Source organism: Prevotella melaninogenica, assembly GCF_003609775.1.
Taxonomy (GTDB): domain Bacteria; phylum Bacteroidota; class Bacteroidia; order Bacteroidales; family Bacteroidaceae; genus Prevotella; species Prevotella melaninogenica_A.
Window position 1 is genome coordinate 69,894 of record NZ_AP018050.1, and the last position, 18,334, is coordinate 88,227.

At 41.8% G+C, this 18,334-nt stretch carries 13 protein-coding genes and 1 CRISPR repeat array; of the genes, 11 read left to right on the forward strand and 2 right to left on the reverse strand.

Annotation, left to right across the window (positions count from 1 at the left end):
• Positions 1–41 precede the first annotated feature (41 nt).
• The 3 genes from cas2 (at position 42) to PMEL_RS07280 (ending at position 5,971) form a co-directional block, all read left to right on the forward strand.
• A complete protein-coding gene (gene cas2, locus PMEL_RS07270) occupies positions 42–512 on the forward strand; it encodes a CRISPR-associated endonuclease Cas2 (RefSeq protein ID WP_120174713.1) in 471 nt (156 codons plus the stop codon).
• A 203-nt stretch (positions 513–715) separates the two neighbouring features.
• Positions 716–1,678: a CRISPR direct-repeat array (repeat unit 37 nt; unit sequence CTCTGAGAGTATCTTCCATTAAAACAAGGATTAAGAC).
• 475 nt (positions 1,679–2,153) lie between these two features.
• Positions 2,154–3,443, forward strand: coding sequence for a serine--tRNA ligase (serS, locus tag PMEL_RS07275; protein WP_120174714.1), 1,290 nt, complete (start codon positions 2,154–2,156; stop codon positions 3,441–3,443).
• A gap of 170 nt (positions 3,444–3,613) precedes the next feature.
• Positions 3,614–5,971, forward strand: coding sequence for a bifunctional dihydroorotate dehydrogenase B NAD binding subunit/NADPH-dependent glutamate synthase (locus PMEL_RS07280; protein WP_120174715.1), 2,358 nt, complete (start codon positions 3,614–3,616; stop codon positions 5,969–5,971).
• Between the two features lie 97 nt (positions 5,972–6,068).
• Here the strand turns inward: PMEL_RS07280 and queC are convergent, their stop codons facing one another.
• Positions 6,069–6,725: a 7-cyano-7-deazaguanine synthase QueC gene (queC, locus tag PMEL_RS07285; RefSeq protein WP_120174716.1), complete on the reverse strand. Its 657-nt coding sequence runs from the start codon at positions 6,723–6,725 to the stop codon at positions 6,069–6,071.
• Between the two features lie 117 nt (positions 6,726–6,842).
• Between queC and PMEL_RS07290 the strand changes: the two genes are divergently transcribed.
• The 4 genes from PMEL_RS07290 to PMEL_RS07305 all read left to right on the forward strand — a co-directional run bounded on the left by PMEL_RS07290 (position 6,843) and on the right by PMEL_RS07305 (position 10,827).
• Entirely contained in the window at positions 6,843–8,093 is a 1,251-nt protein-coding gene (locus PMEL_RS07290) for a phosphoglycerate kinase (RefSeq protein ID WP_120174717.1), read from the forward strand.
• 733 nt (positions 8,094–8,826) lie between these two features.
• The gene (locus PMEL_RS07295) at positions 8,827–9,462 is read left to right on the forward strand and encodes a vancomycin high temperature exclusion protein (protein WP_120174718.1); all 636 of its coding nucleotides are present in this window, start codon (positions 8,827–8,829) and stop codon (positions 9,460–9,462) included.
• 113 nt (positions 9,463–9,575) lie between these two features.
• On the forward strand, positions 9,576–9,953 hold the full coding sequence (locus PMEL_RS07300) for a LytTR family DNA-binding domain-containing protein (protein ID WP_004359610.1): 378 nt from the start codon (positions 9,576–9,578) through the stop codon (positions 9,951–9,953).
• A complete protein-coding gene (locus tag PMEL_RS07305; protein ID WP_120174719.1) occupies positions 9,943–10,827 on the forward strand; it encodes a hypothetical protein in 885 nt (294 codons plus the stop codon). The genes PMEL_RS07300 and PMEL_RS07305 overlap by 11 nt, the downstream gene beginning before the upstream one ends.
• A gap of 117 nt (positions 10,828–10,944) precedes the next feature.
• Here PMEL_RS07305 and PMEL_RS07310 read toward each other — a convergent pair whose 3' ends face one another.
• Positions 10,945–12,489, reverse strand: a complete 1,545-nt coding sequence (locus tag PMEL_RS07310; protein ID WP_120174720.1) for an alpha-L-fucosidase — start codon at positions 12,487–12,489, stop codon at positions 10,945–10,947.
• 257 nt (positions 12,490–12,746) lie between these two features.
• On the opposite strand from PMEL_RS07310, the gene PMEL_RS07315 reads away from it, so the two are divergent.
• From PMEL_RS07315 to PMEL_RS07330, 4 genes are read left to right on the forward strand one after another with little or no spacing between them, the layout of a single operon-like run.
• On the forward strand, positions 12,747–14,063 hold the full coding sequence (locus tag PMEL_RS07315; protein ID WP_120174721.1) for an MFS transporter: 1,317 nt from the start codon (positions 12,747–12,749) through the stop codon (positions 14,061–14,063).
• Between the two features lie 56 nt (positions 14,064–14,119).
• Entirely contained in the window at positions 14,120–14,908 is a 789-nt protein-coding gene (gene nagB / locus PMEL_RS07320) for a glucosamine-6-phosphate deaminase (protein ID WP_120174722.1), read from the forward strand.
• Positions 14,908–16,896: a glucosamine-6-phosphate deaminase gene (locus tag PMEL_RS07325; RefSeq protein ID WP_120174723.1), complete on the forward strand. Its 1,989-nt coding sequence runs from the start codon at positions 14,908–14,910 to the stop codon at positions 16,894–16,896. The genes nagB and PMEL_RS07325 overlap by 1 nt, the downstream gene beginning before the upstream one ends.
• 24 nt (positions 16,897–16,920) lie before the next feature.
• Complete coding sequence (locus PMEL_RS07330) at positions 16,921–18,315, forward strand: sialidase family protein (RefSeq protein ID WP_120174724.1); 1,395 nt, start codon at positions 16,921–16,923, stop codon at positions 18,313–18,315.
• Positions 18,316–18,334: the final 19 nt, after the last annotated feature.

Here is an 18,334-nt window from a genome sequence, read left to right on the forward strand (position 1 = left end):
TCTAAATTCTTGATAGCTTTACACAAATATAAAAACCAAAAATGAGAAAACCTATTCCATACATAGAAATTCTACGAAAACTTTCGAGAGCTGGTGTACAGAACTCACCTCCCATCAATCGACAGACAGGTGATTTTAGTAACATGCAGACACTACAAGAACGTGTGGACTTTCTTATGGGAGTAGTAAACAAGCCCAAACGGCCAGCTACCAATATACTATTCTTCGTTATGTATGATATAGAAAGCGACAAGGTGCGCTATCATATTGCAAAATATCTGGAACGCAAAGGATGTACTCGCATACAGCGTTCTATCTTCCTTGCCGACCTCAATAAGAAAGTCTATGACTTAATCAAAAGCGACCTTGAAGAAGTACAGTCGCTCTATGACAATCATGACAGCATCATCGTATGCCCCGTCTCCACTGATCAATTACAAGCAATGAAAATTATCGGTGAAGATATAAGTATAGACATTATAACTCGTTCGCGTAACACATTATTCTTCTAAGAGATAGAACTAACAAAACTCTTTTAGCAAAAGAGAATACATTATTTCCTAAAGAATATTTAACGCAGTGATCTTTGACATCTTAAAAATTATTTGTAACTTTGCACCCGCAAATAAATGGGTTAATTTATGTTAATAAAAGCGTTTCTAAAAGCTTGAACATACCCCAAATACTCGTACACAAAGGAACATAAGTCTTTGCTCTCAGAGAGTATCTTCCATTAAAACAAGGATTAAGACAATATAGTAACGATTAAAATGCATAAATATACTCTCAGAGAGTATCTTCCATTAAAACAAGGATTAAGACACTAAACAGAGAAACATAAATAAACTTAGTTTCCTCAGAGAGTATCTTCCATTAAAACAAGGATTAAGACTTATGTCTCATATTGTATATTTTATATTTTTATAAAACTCAGAGAGTATCTTCCATTAAAACAAGGATTAAGACAACATAGGGTTTGGACTCTGAAAAGTCCTTCACCTCAGAGAGTATCTTCCATTAAAACAAGGATTAAGACTTGTCAAGACTGAGCGAAACACTAACGTAGTTGTCTCAGAGAGTATCTTCCATTAAAACAAGGATTAAGACCTCGATATAAGGAGAATCTTCGATCTTTACACTACTCTGAGAGTATCTTCCATTAAAACAAGGATTAAGACAATAAAATAAATAGTATCAAGTCTTTCTCAATACTCTGAGAGTATCTTCCATTAAAACAAGGATTAAGACAATAAAATAAATAGTATCAAGTCTTTCTCAATACTCTGAGAGTATCTTCCATTAAAACAAGGATTAAGACAATAAAATAAATAGTATCAAGTCTTTCTCAATACTCTGAGAGTATCTTCCATTAAAACAAGGATTAAGACAATAAAATAAATAGTATCAAGTCTTTCTCAATACTCTGAGAGTATCTTCCATTAAAACAAGGATTAAGACTTCGTCACGAACTACGAGAACCAGGAAGCGTGATTTCTCTGAGAGTATCTTCCATTAAAACAAGGATTAAGACCCCAGACCCGGGCTCGAACCGGGATGGGTTGCCCTCTGAGAGTATCTTCCATTAAAACAAGGATTAAGACAGCATTCCAACAACACGAACATCAGCCCTATTCACTCTGACTCAGAGAGTATCTTCCATTAAAACAAGGATTAAGTGTAATTTAATAGTACTATAACTAAGATTCCCCCGACATTAAGAAATAACAAAGTTCACCTATATCATAGGCTCTCCTGACTTAATAAGATTATACAAGCTATTTCTTAAACTGAATTTCCTGTCACTCCTTTCAGCCCACATAGGCATACAAACACTTGATTAATAGGAGGTTTGTGAGAAATGTTAAAAGTGACAGCAAATTAAAAACAACATTACTATCATAAAAATCACCATAAATCTTCTTCTAACTCAGTAGACTTTATCACTCCATATTTGGGAAATAGCAAAATTATAAACACGCAAAGCATTTATAATGGCATTATTTTTCGTAAATACTTGCTTCATAAACAGAACCAATTACCCCCTCCATTCTTACAAGTAAATAACAAAATAAGTAATATAAATGTTTTTGACTTATAGAAGTTTTTTCGTAACTTTGCTCTCAGAAACAAATTAAAATAAAGATTAGAACGTTATGCTTACATTAAAGCTCATCAGTGAAGAAACTGAACGCGTTATCAAAGGATTGGAGAAGAAACACTTCAATGGTGCACGTGAGGCAGTTGAGAAAGTATTGGAATATGACCGTCTGCGTCGTGAGACTCAGCAGAAGCTTGACACAAACAAGCAGCAGCAGAATCAGCTCTCGAAGCAGATTGGTGGACTGATGAAAGAAGGAAAGAAAGACGAAGCTAACAAGATAAAGGAAGAGGTAGCACTCTTAAAGTCTTCTGATAAGGCTCTCCAGGAAATTATGGAGAAGGCACAGAAGGATATGACGGAGGTTTTGCTGACCATTCCTAATATTCCTAACGAGATTGTACCAGAAGGTAAGAGTGCCGAAGACAATGTTGTTGTAAAGGAAGGTGGCGAGAAGCCTGCCCTACCTGCTGATGCTTTGTGCCATTGGGACTTGCTGAAAAAGTTTAATTTAGTTGACTTCGACCTCGGTGTGAAGATTACTGGTGCTGGTTTCCCACTCTATATCGGTAAGATGGCTCGCTTCCAGCGTGCCTTAGAGGCCTTCTTCCTCGATGAAGCTCGTAAGAGCGGTTACTTAGAGGTACAGCCACCATTGGTAGTAAATCAGGAGTCTGGTCAGGCGACTGGTCAGTTGCCAGATAAGGAGGGACAGATGTATCACGCAACACTTGACGACCTCTACCTCATCCCAACGGCTGAGGTTCCTGTAACCAACATCTTCCGTGACGAGATTCTTAACGAGCAAGACCTACCTATCAAGCGTTGCGCTTACTCTGCTTGTTTCCGTCGTGAGGCTGGTAGCTATGGTAAGGACGTACGTGGTTTGAACCGTTTGCATCAGTTTGACAAGGTTGAGATTGTACGTATTGACAAGCCAGAGAACTCTTATAAATCATTAGAAGAGATGCTTGTACACGTTGAAGGCCTTTTGAAAAAGCTGGAGTTGCCATATCACATCCTTCGTCTTTGCGGTGGAGATATGAGTTTCACAGCTGCTCTCTGCTATGATTTCGAGGTATGGAGTGCTGCTCAGGAGCGTTGGTTGGAGGTTTCAAGCGTATCAAACTTTGAAAGCTATCAGGCTAATCGTCTGCACTGCCGCTTCCGTCATACAGAAGATAAGAAGATTGAACTCTGTCATACACTCAATGGTTCAGCACTTGCTCTGCCACGTATCGTTGCAGCTATCATCGAGAACAACCAGACTCCAGAGGGAATCCGTGTACCAAAAGTACTCGTACCTTACTGTGGTTTCAAGATTCTCGACGACAAGATGGACTAAAAAATACAGCCCCTCCCTTAAAAAGGAGGGGCATGATTAACGCGAACAATAATTAAAAACAACTAAGTCTCTTATCCTAACCAATCTTTCATACACCTCTTCACAATTGGATAATACCCATTGTACAAAGGGGATTTAGGACGAGAACTTTTAATATCTATTACCACTCCATGAACAAGATTATCCACAAACAACAGTTTTCAGAGAAGGTATTCTGCTTGGAAGTAGAAACCCCGCTCATTGCACGAAGCTGCCGTCCTGGTAACTTTATCATCGTGCGTGTCGACAACCACAGCGAACGTGTACCTTACACCATTGCGAAATCGGACCCAACAAAGGGAACAATCACTATGGTTATTCAAGAGGTAGGCCGCTCATCTACAAAGCTTTGCCAGCTGAATGAAGGCGATGAGATTGCTGATATTGTCGGACCACTTGGTACACCATCCCACATAGAGAACTATGGTACGATTATCTGTGCTGGTGGTGGTATCGGTATCGCTGCCATTCTCCCTATCCTTACCGCTCTGAAGCAGGCAGGTAACAAGGTTATCTCTGTCCTTGCTGGTCGTACCAAGGAGTTAGTTATCATGGTAGATGACGTAAAGAAATACTCTGATGAGGTTATCATCATGACCGATGATGGCTCATACGGAGAGAAGGGTGTTATCACTGTGGGCGTAGAAAAGGTAATACAGCGTGAACACGTAGATAAGGTATTGGCTATTGGTCCTCCTATCATGATGAAGTTCACCTCCCTTTTGGCTAAGAAATACGGCATCCCTAACGATGTTTCACTCAACACTATCATGGTGGATGGAACAGGTATGTGTGGTGCTTGCCGTCTTACAATTGGTGGTAAGACCCGCTTTGTCTGCATTGATGGCCCTGAGTTCGATGGCGATCTCGTAGATTGGGATGAGATGTTCAAACGAATGGGAACATTTAAGGATATTGAGACCTCCCCCAACCCCTCCGAAGGAGGGGAGTGCCTGGCGGAAAACAAGGCAGAAACAGCTTGCGAAGCGGGAAAGGCTACAGAAAGTTGCCAGAAAGAAAATGCTGCAGCACATACAACCCACCTATCAGAAGAGATGGCAGACGACGCTTGGCGTACCACATTACGCAAGGCACTTAGACCGAAGGAGCGTACAGCTATTGAACGTGTGAAAATGCCAGAGCTTGATGCCGACTATCGTGCAAAAACTCGTTTGGAGGAAGTAAATATCGGATTGACACCAGAAATGGCTATGCAAGAGGCTAAACGCTGTCTTGACTGTCCAAAACCTTCTTGCGTAGAGGGTTGTCCTGTGAACATTCAGATTCCAGACTTTATCAAGAATATTGAGCGTGGCAACTTCCTCGAAGCAGCTAAGATACTCAAGGAAACATCAGCTCTACCAGCCGTATGTGGTCGTGTTTGTCCACAAGAGAAGCAGTGTGAGAGTCGTTGTATCCACCTAAAGATGAATTCACCAGCCGTTGCAATCGGTTATCTTGAGCGTTTTGCAGCCGACTACGAGCGTGAGAGCGGACACATGGCATTACCAGATGTAGCTCCAGCCAACGGTATCAAGGTTGCCGTAATCGGCTCTGGCCCTGCAGGATTAAGCTTTGCAGGCGATATGGCTAAGCGTGGATTCGATGTCTATGTCTTTGAGGCACTGCACGAGATTGGTGGCGTATTGAAATATGGTATCCCTGAGTTCCGTCTACCAAACAAGATTGTAGATGTCGAAATAGATAATCTTCGTCGCATCGGTGTACACTTCCAGACTGATACTATTGTTGGTAAGACTATCAGCATAGAAGAGTTGAAAGAGAAAGGCTTCAAGGGAATCTTCGTTGGTTCAGGTGCTGGATTGCCTAACTTTATGGGAATTCCAGGCGAGAACGCCATCAACATTCTTTCAAGTAATGAGTATCTGACTCGTGTAAACCTCATGGATGCAGCCAATCCAGAGACCGACACACCTATTATTATGGGTAAGAAAGTTTTGGTTATCGGTGGTGGTAACACAGCTATGGACTCTTGCCGTACCGCTAAGCGATTAGGAGCAGACGTGACACTTGTCTATCGTCGTTCAGAAGCAGAGATGCCTGCACGTCTTGAAGAGGTGAAACATGCTAAGGAAGAAGGTATTAACTTCCTCACACTCCATAATCCACAAGAGTATAAAGCAGATGAGAAGGGACGTGTATGTGCAGCTGTATTAGACGTAATGAAACTTGGAGAGCCAGATGCAAGTGGACGATGCCGTCCAGAGTTGACAGGCGAGACCGTCACTGTTGAGTGTGATCAGGTTATCGTTGCCGTAGGTGTATCTCCTAACCCATTGGTACCAAAGTCAGTAAAGGGACTTGAATTAGGTCGCAAAGATACTATCGCTGTCAACGAACAGATGCAAAGTTCACAACCAGAAATCTATGCAGGTGGTGATATTGTACGTGGTGGTGCAACCGTTATCCTTGCCATGGGCGATGGAAGAAGAGCCGCTGCAAACATGGCTGAACAATTGCTGGCTTAAAGCTTATCATTCATAATTAACAAAACAGTCGGATTGAAACTTTCAATCCGACTGTTTTGTTTTTGATAATCAAGCAATAAACTATGAGAAGGCATTATCAATCTTTACAATAAGTCGTTGGATCATCTACTCCAGCATCCTCAAAGGCTTCCATACGTTCTACGCATGTTCCACACTTACCACAGTGAACATCCGCACCTTTATAACAACTCCATGTCTTAGAATAGTCAATTCCCAACGCTGCACCACGAGCCACAATCTCAGCCTTGGTAACCTCGGTATAAGGAGCCTCTATACATACATTCACAAATGTTCCAGCTTTCGCAGCACCATTCATCGCATGGATAAACTCTGGACGACAGTCTGGATAAATCGTATGATCGCCACCATGATTAGCAATATACACTCGCTTCAACTCATGACTCTCGGCAATCCCCGTTGCTATCGACAACATTATGCCATTACGGAAAGGGACAACCGTCGACTTCATATTCTCTTCCTCATAATGCCCCTCTGGGATAGCATCAGCCCCATCAAGCAATGAACTCTTAAAATACTGGTGCATAAACGACAACGGAATCGTAATATGAGGAATACCTAACTTCTCACAATGATACTGAGCATAAGGCAGTTCCTTAGCCCCATGGTTCTGACCATAGTCAAAAGAGATAGCCAAGGCGATTGTTTCCGCCTTATCATAAAGCAACGTGATAGAATCAAGTCCACCACTAACAATAATAACCGAATCTTTCATTACAATCTTATTTTTCTGCAAATTTACAAAAAAGATAGTGTTTGATTTCACCAATCCATCAAAAATTAGTATTTTTGCGGATAGGAATATTATAACGTTACAAATAATAAAAAACAAATGAAAATTAACGATTTTAACTTCGCTGGACATAAGGCTATCGTCCGCGTAGACTTCAATGTGCCTTTGGATGAGAATGGTCATGTAACTGACGAGACACGTATCCGTGGTGCTTTGCCAACACTGAAGAAGGTATTGGCTGATGGCGGTGCTCTCATCATGATGAGCCACATGGGTAAGCCAAAGGGAAAGGTGAAGCCAGAGCTTTCATTGAGCCAGATTGTTAAGAACGTAAGCAATGCTCTCGGCGTTGAGGTTAAGTTCGCTAAGGACGCTGGTAACGCTGAGGCTGAGGCTGCTGCATTGAAGCCAGGCGAGGCTCTCTTGCTTGAAAACCTCCGTTACTATCCAGAGGAGGAAGGCAAGCCAGTAGGTGTTGAGAAGGGAACTCCAGAGTTCGACGCTGCAAAGGCTGAGATGAAGGAACGTCAGAAGGACTTCGCTAAGAAGCTCGCTTCATACGCTGACGTATATGTAAACGATGCTTTCGGTACAGCTCACCGCAAGCACGCTTCTACAGCAGTTATTGCTGACTACTTTGATGCTGACCACAAGATGTTGGGTTACCTCATGGAGAAAGAGGTTACAGCTATCGACAACGTATTGAAGAACGCTCAGCATCCTTTCACCGCTATCATCGGTGGTTCAAAGGTTAGCTCTAAGCTCGGTGTTATCAAGAACCTCCTCGACAAGGTAGACAACCTCATCATTGGCGGTGGTATGGGTTATACCTTCATCAAGGCACAGGGTGGTAAGATTGGTAAGTCACTCCACGAGGACGACTTGATGCCAGAGGCATTGAACGTGATTGCTGCAGCTAAGGAGAAAGGTGTAAACCTTTCACTCTCTGTTGCTACTGTTTGTGGTAAGGACTTCTCTAACGATACAGAGCGTCAGGTATTCCCAATCGACCAGATTCCTGATGAGTGGGAAGGTATGGACGCATCAGAGGAGAGCATCGAGGAGTGGAAGAAGATTATCCTCTCTTCTAAGACAATCCTTTGGAATGGTCCTGTAGGCGTATTCGAGTTGGAGAACTTCGCTAAGGGTACTGGTGAGATTGCTAAGACTGTTGCACAGGCAACTCAGGAGAACGGTGCTTACTCACTCGTAGGTGGTGGTGACTCTGTTGCTGCTGTTAACAAGTTTGGTCTTGCAGACAAGGTTTCTTACGTATCTACTGGTGGTGGTGCTATGCTCGAGGCTATCGAGGGTAAGGTACTCCCAGGTGTAGCTGCTATCGAGAAGTAAGAGATTTATTTCTCAAATATACAAAAAGCCGTTGCTTCTTCATGAAGTAACGGCTTTTCTTATATAACAACTCATAGATGCCACAAACCTTATGTTAAACCCGAAAGCCAACCTTTCACGAAAAAACCAATGAAAGACTAATTAAGTAATAAAAGATTAAAACACCATTACAAAACTTCATTTTGTAATAAAATACTCACATCCTTAAATTCAATAGATGCCTAATTAGAGTTGAATTAACACCTAATTGGCTTCTAAAAGATGCCCTTTTGCAGTCTAACTAACGCCCTTTTGAACCCTAACTAAGTACCTTTTAAAACACACCCTCACAACAACCTGATAACAAAACATTTACAAGAACGCTTGAAACGTGTATTTTTTGAGGTTTTTCTTGTCTTATTTCCTATTATTTTGTAAATATAATTGACAACTAAACTTAAAACCTTGAACTTTGAACTTTTGAACTTTGACGTTTGAACTGTCCCCCAATCGGTAATCATAATTATAACGTACTGATGAGAACTCCGTTCGAATAATTTTGAATTATGGATTATGAATTTTGAATTAACAACTCGCAGTTTCATACAGGCTGAGCACTATTTCATCAGCAGGGAGAAGAAAGATGAGAGTAAGTAGAAGATTAAGTCTAACTTTGCACTGATATTATTAAAAACAGTATCAAAACAAGACATTCATGTGTCTGACAACTTGAAACATTTAATTCAAATAGAAAATGAAAAGAAACAAACAGAGAAAGAAGCGAATCTTTTATTCTACCACCATTATCATTGTCATACTCGGAGTTATTACTGCATTGTGCAATATAATCGTTAATAAGAACGCAAAAGGAAGAACATTCAATGATATCAATGAAGTTCCCACGATGCAGACAGCCTTACTGCTCGGTACTAACCCAAAAGCAAGAGGCGGCAAAAGATCGAGTGCCTTCTATATGGCACGCATCAATGCTACTGCAAAACTTTACAAACACGGAAAGTTCAAACATCTCATCATCAGTGGAGACAAGCGCGAAGGATATGACGAACCACAGACTATGCGACAAGATCTGATGAAAAGAGGCGTACCCGACAGTATCATCACAATGGACGGACAAGGCTATCGTACCCTACTCTCTATGAGAAATATTAAGCAACACTTTGGAGTAAATAATATGATTATCATCTCACAGAAGTGGCACAATGAGCGCAGCATCTTCTTAGCAGACAAGATGAACATTAAAGCTGTGGGATATAATGCTGATGACGTACGACATCCAAGGGCGATATGGACACATATAAGGGAGTTACTGGCAAGAGTTAAACTATTTATTGACTTGTATGTTACACATCGGAAAGACTTCTGTGAGTAGCCATCCTAAGCCATTGATAGGGTGCAAGAAATAGATTTTCTATACAAAATAACAAGAGTATAGCTTTTTATTACTAAATTTGCAGTACTATAATAACTTGTTGATAATAAGTAGTGAAACAGCTGTTAATCATACAAAACGGAAGCACAGAAATGATGCGACTGGCGTTTGACGAGATACTTTATATCCGGTCAGACGGCAACTATTGTGTGATGACACTTTCAAATGGTGAGGAGATACAGCTTTGGATGAACCTCAAAGCCATTACAGAACTCATTGACCAACAGATGCGACAGCAAGAAATCGTATTTGTAAGAGTGGGTAAACAATACGTTCTCAACCTTCACTATATCAGTAGAATTGACACGAAGAAGGACCAGCTGAGCCTGTGGAGAAAAGAACTATCACAAAAGATAGTACTCGATTCTATCTCCCATAAGGCGTTGCAACTTCTTGAAGAGGGTTTAAAACAAAAGCAGAATGAGCTATAGTGACGACGATATTCAGTTCTTAGGAGGTTCGGATTTCAAACCTTCTCAGATAGAAGACAAGCAGCAACTAACATCTCGAAGATGGTGGATAGGACTTATTGTGCTTGCTTTCATTGCCCTTTCTGCTACTACCATCTACTTTTGGCAGAAAGCAAACAGTCGCACAGTTTCCTTTGACTATCCACTAAGTCGCACTTCAAATGAAATCATTCGCGACTTAGAAAAGATGCCAACAGATTCTCTGCAAGGTGTGACAATGAAGATAGACTCACTATATGGCGTGAGTATGAGACTATACGAACTTCACGGACTCATACCAACCCTATCTCGCACTGCCCCTTCTGATAGCGACTCTACAGTTTGTCTTGTCACACATGGATGGGATTTTTATTGGGATGAAAACCATGAATACAAGTATATTGGCGACTTTATCTATCAAGGTAAGGAGTATGCGACCGGTCATAGCAAGGCTGGCTTTGTAGCTATTGTTGGCGACAAGTGGCAAATAGGCATCGGTCAAGACGATTCTATAAAGGAGTATGTCAAAACCCACGATGGTAGTATGTTCCGCCAATTTGCCCTCGTATCAGCAGGACAAATATGTGAGAAACAGTTTGCCTTAAAGGGAAAGGTGACACGTTGTGCATTAGCACGTAAGGCAGGTTCTGCAACGATTTGGTATGTTGAGACAATCCATAAAGAATCCCTCTACGACTTTGCACAAGCCCTTGCTGACTATGGCTTTACCGATGCCATTTATCTGACAGGTGGAAACAACGGCAACACCTTCTATCGCACACCAACAGATAGTATTTGTGGAGTGGCTGATTGGAAGGGGTATGCAGATAACCTATTGATATTTAAGAAACAATAAACACTTTATAAAAGCCTGATAAATACAGACTTAAAGAATACATAAAAAGAAAAAAGGACACACAAACTGTGTGTCCTTTTTTATATAACTTATTTTAATAAGCCTAAGAATAATATCTTAATCTCTTAATCGGTACAAACCAATCTCAGAGATAGTAGGTACGGCACGAACCTCACTGATGATAAGGCGCACCTCCTTAGCAGTCTCAACAGGGAACTTCAACAAACGCTTATGACCAACAGTTGTTCCCCCTGTTACCTTCTTCCAGTTGCCCTTAGCATCCTTCACTTCAAGTGAGAACTTCTCAACACGCTGTCCCTTACGGATATCCTCCTGCACAGAAAGAACGTTGAAGGTAGCTGGCTTCTTCAACTTAAACTGGAAGACAGCCTTACCATCCTTCATCTTTGGACGTACAGATGTATCATAATTATCGTCAATAACATTGCGACCCTTACCTTCTGAAACTGCGCAAGTAACCTTAGCATTTGCCAAAAGATTGTCAGTGAAGGTGTTTGCATACAACTGACGGAAACCACGAAGACTTCTTATATCAGCCTCAGAGAGTTTACCTTCCTTATTAGGAGGAAGATTCAAGAGGAGTACACCATTCATTCCGACAGATGTGAAATAGATATCCATCAGTTCTTTTGGTGACTTCACCTTGCTATCCTGATCCTCATGATAGAACCATCCCGGACGGATAGACACATCAATCTCAGCAGGATACCAAATAAGTGACTTTGCCTTTTCAATCTTCTTACGACTACCAAGGTCCTGCCCCATCATATCACCAACAGGTGCAGTCAGTACTTCCTGCTGTGAGTTCTTTGCAATAGCATCCTGATCAAGATTATCCTTAGGAACAACACTCCACTCCATCTCACGACCACGACCAGTCTCTGTACCAACCCAACGAACATCAGGTCCCATGACAGCTATCACAGCTTCTGGCTGCAACTTACGAATAAGCTCATACCAACGTACAAAGTCATATACCTGCTTCTTACCATTTGGACCCTCTCCGCAAGCACCGTCAAACCATACTTCGCTCACCTTACCATATTGTGTGAGCAATTCTGTCAACTGTTTAACAAAGAAGTCGTTATAAGCTTCAGTACCATAAAGTTCTGAATTACGATCCCAAGGAGAAAGGTAAACACCAAAGTCCATACCATACTTCTTACAAGCTTCGCTCACTTCTCGAACGACATCACCCTTACCATTCTTCCATGGAGAGTGCTTAACACTATGTTCTGTATAAGCCGATGGCCACAAACAGAAACCATCATGATGCTTACAAGTAAGGATTGCACACTTAAAACCTGCCGCCTTCAACTCACGTATCCACTGGTCTGCATCAAGGTCAGTAGGATTAAAGATAGCTGGTGACTCCTTACCATCACCCCACTCTCTACCAGTATAGGTGTTTATACCATAATGCAAGAAAGCCGTAAGTTCCTGACGCTGCCAGTTGAACTGACGAGCAGAAGGAACAACATTTGCTGCCTTACGAACAATTTCCACAGGAGAATCTGTCGGATTGATTATCACAACGTTCTGCTCCTGAGCATGAAGCGTTGGAAGAACTACCGGCGAGAATAACAAGCATGTACAAGCTATCGTTGCCTTAAAAAAATGGGAATAAGAATTCAGCCACATAATTATAATAGGTGATGATTTATAAATGTAATTTTAATATTCTACGCAAATTTAATTATTTTCGTCGAGAAAACCAAATTCGTACATAATAAAACGCATTTATAAGCGTTATAAATACAATGGTCTGAAATCAAAGAAGTGCAGTTCTCAAAGCAAGAGGTCTATCGCATTGGTAAATTAAAGTTAAATAAAACTTTTTTGATAAGTAAAAACACCTCTTTAACTGTTTCTTTCTTTAGAAATCCTATATAAAGAACATGAGTCTAAACCCTAAGAACCTAAAAGAGGAAAACAAAATGCTGCATAGTCCAGCAACATGGGTTCCTACGCTTTATTTTGCCATGGGTATGCCTTTCGTCGTACTCAACATGGTTTGTACACTAATGTATAAAGGAATGGGAGTATCTGATGGTCAGATAGCCTTTTGGACCTCTCTCATCATGCTTCCTTGGACCCTAAAACCATTATGGAGCCCGTTCTTAGAGATTTATAAGACAAAGAAATTCTTTGTTGTATTGACACAGCTGCTTACAGGTGTGCTTTTTGCATTAGTAGCCTTTGCACTTCATCTTCCATTCTTCTTTTCCGTCACTATTGCGATACTTGCAGTTATTGCGCTAAGTGGTGCTACGCATGATATTGCTGCAGACGGAACCTATATGTCAGTACTCTCAAACGAAGAGCAGGCACGATGGATTGGTTGGCAGGGAGCTTTCTATAACATTGCAAAGATTGCTGCAACTGGTGGACTGGTCTACCTTGCAGGTACCTTTATCAAACTTTTTGGTGTAACAAAAGCATGGATGTTTATCATGCTCATCATCGCTACAATTATGATAGTGATAGGCTGTTACCATATCTTCATTCTTCCAAATCCAAAGAAAACATCAGTCGATTCTCCAAAATCATTAAAAGAATCGTTAGGTGAATTTGTTAAGGTATTTTTCGACTTTTTCAAGAAGAAACATATTGTATATTATATCTTCTTCATTATCCTCTATCGCTTTGCTGAAGGATTTGTAATGAAGATTGTTCCACTCTTCCTCAAAGCCTCACGTGTCGACCAAGGCTTGGGCTTAACAGAGCAAGAGATTGGACTTTGCTATGGTACCTTTGGTGCTGCAGCCTTTGTCATCGGTTCGATCCTTGCAGGCTATTATATTGCATGGAGAGGACTGCAAAAGAGTCTCTTTTCACTTGCATTGGTGTTCAACATCCCATTCATAGCCTATACATTCTTAGCAATCTATCAACCAGAGAGCCTTTGGTTGATTGGTGGTGCTATCGTAATGGAATACTTCGGCTATGGTTTCGGCTTTGTTGGACTCTCCCTCTTTATGATGCAACAGATTGCACCTGGTAAACACCAGATGGCACACTACGCTTTTGCAAGTGGTATCATGAACTTGGGTGTAATGTTACCAGGTATGTTGAGTGGTGTTTTCAGCGATATGCTCGGTTATCGACAGTTCTTTATTTTCGTATTGGTATGTACCATTCCAGCCCTGCTGATTACATGGTTCGTTCCTTTCACCTATCCTGATAAGACAAAGAAAGAACAGATTGAAGCATAAGAAAAGAAAATATTTTTATAACATAAACCAAAACATAATAATTAAAACCAAAAATTATGAGATTAATCATAGAACCTAATTACGAAAAGTTATCTAAATGGGCAGCAAACTACGTTATTGAGCGTATTAATGCTGCTAAGAATCAAGACAAGCCTTTTGTACTCGGTTTGCCAACTGGTTCTTCACCAGAGGGCATGTATGCTGAGTTAGTAAAGGCTTATAAAGAAGGTAGAGTAAGCTTCAAAAATGTTGTTACATTCAACATGGATGAGTATGTTGGTTTACCAGAGAGTCACCCACAGAGCTATCACACCTTCATGGCCGAGAACCTCTTTAACCACATCGACTGCCCAAAGGAGAATATTCATATCTTGAATGGTAATGCAGAGAACCTCGAAGCTGAGTGTCAGCATTATGAGGAGATGATTCGTGAGGCAGGTGGTATCGACCTCTTCTTGGGTGGTATCGGTCCTGATGGTCACATTGCTTTCAACGAGCCAGGTTCATCTCTCCGTTCACGAACTCGTATTAAGACATTGACATCAGATACACGTATTGCAAACTCACGTTTCTTTGACAATGATCCTAACAAGGTTCCAGTACATGCACTGACAGTAGGTGTTGGTACAGTAATGGATGCAAAGGAAGTGTTGATTCTTGTAAATGGTCACAACAAGGCAGAAGCTTTACGTGCTGTTGTAGAAGGTCCACTCACACAGAAGTGGACAATCAGTGCTTTACAGATGCATGAGCACGGTATCATTGTTTGTGATGAAAGCGCAACAGACAAGTTAACTGTAGAAACATACAAATACTTTAAAGACATAGAAAAGGAGAACTTGTAATGAAACTGAATTTAAGTTCACAGATTGTACTCAATCAAATACCTGAGGAGTTTTATCGTCCTGCAACAGCTATCGAACGCTCGGAGATAACACGTTTTGAGAAGGTTCCTACTGATATCTTCCCAACGATTGAAGAAGGAGCTATCGACATTGCTAACCACCTTGAGGCAGACATCAAGAAGAGAGAGCAGGAAGGAAGAAAGTATGTTATGGGCGTAGGCTCTGGTTCTTCCCTCACTCCTATCTTCCACGAACTTATCAAGCGTCATCAAGCTGGCAAGTTGAGTTTCAAGAATGTTGTTGTATTCAACGCATACGAGTACTTCCCACTGAGCGAAGAAAACGTAAATCGTGGTATCAATCAGCTCAAAGAGCGTTTCTTGAATCATATTGATATTGATGTAGAGAACATCTTTACGCCAGACGGTACTATTGCTCAGAATGATGTACAAGAGCATTGCCGTCAGTACGAGCAGCATATTAAGGAATTAGGTGGACTTGATGTTATCCTTTTGGGCATTGGCCGTATGGGTAATATCGCTACCAACGAACCTGGTTCAAGCCTTACATCTGCTTCTCGCCTTATCTTGATCGATGAAACCTCACGTGAGGAGATGAAGATGAGTTTCGGCTCTCAGGAGTCAGTTCCTCCATGTTCTATCACTATGGGTGTTAGCACAATCCTCTCTGCACGTAAGATCTTCCTTACAGCATGGGGTGAAGAGAAAGCTGAAATTATCAAGAAGACTGTTGAGGGTAAGGTAAGCGATACTGTTCCTGCATCTTTCTTGCAGACACATAACGACGCACATGTTGTTATTGACCTTTCTGCCGCTGCTAAGTTGACACGTATTCAGCATCCTTGGCTTGTTGCTTCATGCAAATGGACAGATAAGTTAGTACGCTCTGCACTTGTTTGGCTTTGCCAGATTACAGGTAAGCCACTGCTCAAGTTGACCAACAAGGACTATAATGAGAATGGCCTTAGCGAACTCCTTGCACTCTATGGTTCTGCATACAATGCAAATATCAAGATCTTCAATGATCTCCAGCATACAATTACAGGTTGGCCAGGTGGTAAGCCAGATGCTGACGACACCTATCGTCCAGAACGTGCTAAGCCATTCCCAAAGAGAGTGATTGTATTCTCTCCACACCCTGACGATGATGTTATCTCAATGGGTGGTACACTTCGTCGTTTGGTACAGCAGGGACATGACGTTCATGTAGCATACGAGACATCTGGTAACATCGCTGTAGGTGATGAGGAGGTTGTACGTTTCATGCACTTCATCAACGGCTTTAATCAACTCTTTGCTAATGAGCAAGATGAGGTTATTAAGTCTAAGTACAAGGAGATTAAGGAATTCTTGAAGAACAAGAAGGAAGGAGACATCGACACACAGGATATCCGTACCATTAAGGGGCTTATCCGTCGTGGTGAGGCACGTACTGCTTCAACTTTCAATCAGATTCCTCTCGACCATGTTCACTTCCTCGACCTTCCTTTCTATGAGTCTGGTAAGATTGAGAAACTCCCAATGGGTGAGGCTGACGTGAACATCGTAAGAGAACTCATCACAAAGGTAAAACCTCATCAGATTTATGTAGCAGGCGACTTGGCTGACCCACATGGCACTCACCGTAAGTGCACAGATGCTGTACTTGCCGCTATCGACCTTGAGAAGGAAGCTAAGGCAGAGTGGTTAAAGGACTGTCGCGTATGGATGTATCGTGGTGCATGGGCAGAATGGGAAATAGAGAACATCGAAATGTGTGTTCCTATCAGTCCTGAAGAGCTGCGTGCAAAGCGTAACTCTATCCTCAAACACCAGAGCCAGATGGAAAGTGCTCCATTCCTTGGCAACGACGAGCGTCTCTTCTGGCAGCGTTCAGAAGACCGCAACCGCGGTACAGCTAAGCTCTATGATGACTTAGGCTTGGCTTGCTACGAGGCAATGGAAGCATTTGTTGAATACAAGTTTTAGTACTTATAAGACAAACAAGAATTAATGTATAAGAAGATCTTATTAACTGTTTCCCTCTGCGCCTCACTCTTACAGGTAGGTGCAGTAGGAACAGACAAGAGCAACAATATCAAGAACGATGATGGTTTTACCACCATCGTTTTTGATAGAGCTAACAGCCCAGTTCCTTATCGTATCCCAGCAATTACCGAGACACGTAAGGGAACACTGTTAGCTGCTTGCGACTTCCGCCTTAGTCATACCGACGTGGGATGGAACAACAGAAATGGTTTGTGGCAGATTAATATTGTCATGCGAACAAGTAAGGACTTTGGTAAGACATGGTCTGACACCGTTTGCGTAGCACGCGGTAACGAACATGCAGCTGACCCAATTCGTACTGCTTTCGGTGACCCAAGTATCATTGCTGACCGCACGTCAGATAATGTGTTGCTTCATTGTGTAGCAGGTAAGAGTGCTTATCAGACAGCAACCCGTCAGAACCCACAGCACGCTTACTTCTTCCACAGTACTGATGGTGGTAAGACATGGGACAATGGAACAGACCTTACCGAGATGATTCACGGTCTCTACGATGGTAAGCTACCTAATGGTGGTAACCCAGATGGTATCTTCCTCACATCAGGTAAGATTATGCAGAGCCGTTACATCCGCAAAGGCAAGTTCTATCGTCTTTACATAGCACATCCTATCCGTCAGAAGGGCGTTGATCGTTGTGGTACCTTTGTTATCTATTCCGATGACTTCGGTCGCACATGGAATGTCTTAGGTACTCCTTCAAAGGCTCCTTCTATTGCTCAGGATGAGTCAAAGGTTGAGGAAATGCCTGATGGCAGCGTATTACTTAGCTGCCGTGACGTTTATGGAGGTAGACGATTCAACGTCTTTACTTACAAAGATGCAGCGAAGGCAACAGGTAGCTGGGGCGAGGAAGTTATGCCACAGAATATGACTGGCAAGCAAGTAAATGCCTGCAATGGTGGTATTCTCATTGTTCCTGCAAAGCGAGTTGCTGACGGTAAGAAGCTTTTTGTAGCCCTTCAATCAGTACCACTTAGCGCACGTCGTGACAGTGTCGGTTTCTTCTATAAGGAGTTAGCAACTTACGCTGACTATTCTACAGCAAATGCATTGGGTAGCAACTGGAAGAAAGGTCTGCGCGTAACAGACGAGTCTTCATGCTACTCTACAATGGTACTTATGAAGAACCAGCGCATCGGCTTCCTCTATGAGGTACGCGGACAGAATGACGGCTATGACATTGAGTTCAAGAGCCTGTCATTGAAGGCGATTACTAATGGAGAATATGATATTCTTCCTTACGTTGATCGTTCTAAGTACGTGGTTGATGCAGCTAAGGCACATCAGACCAAAGCACCACTTGCTGTAAAAAAAAAGCAAGTGAAAAGAAAGAAATAACAGCCTGGAAAGGCGAACG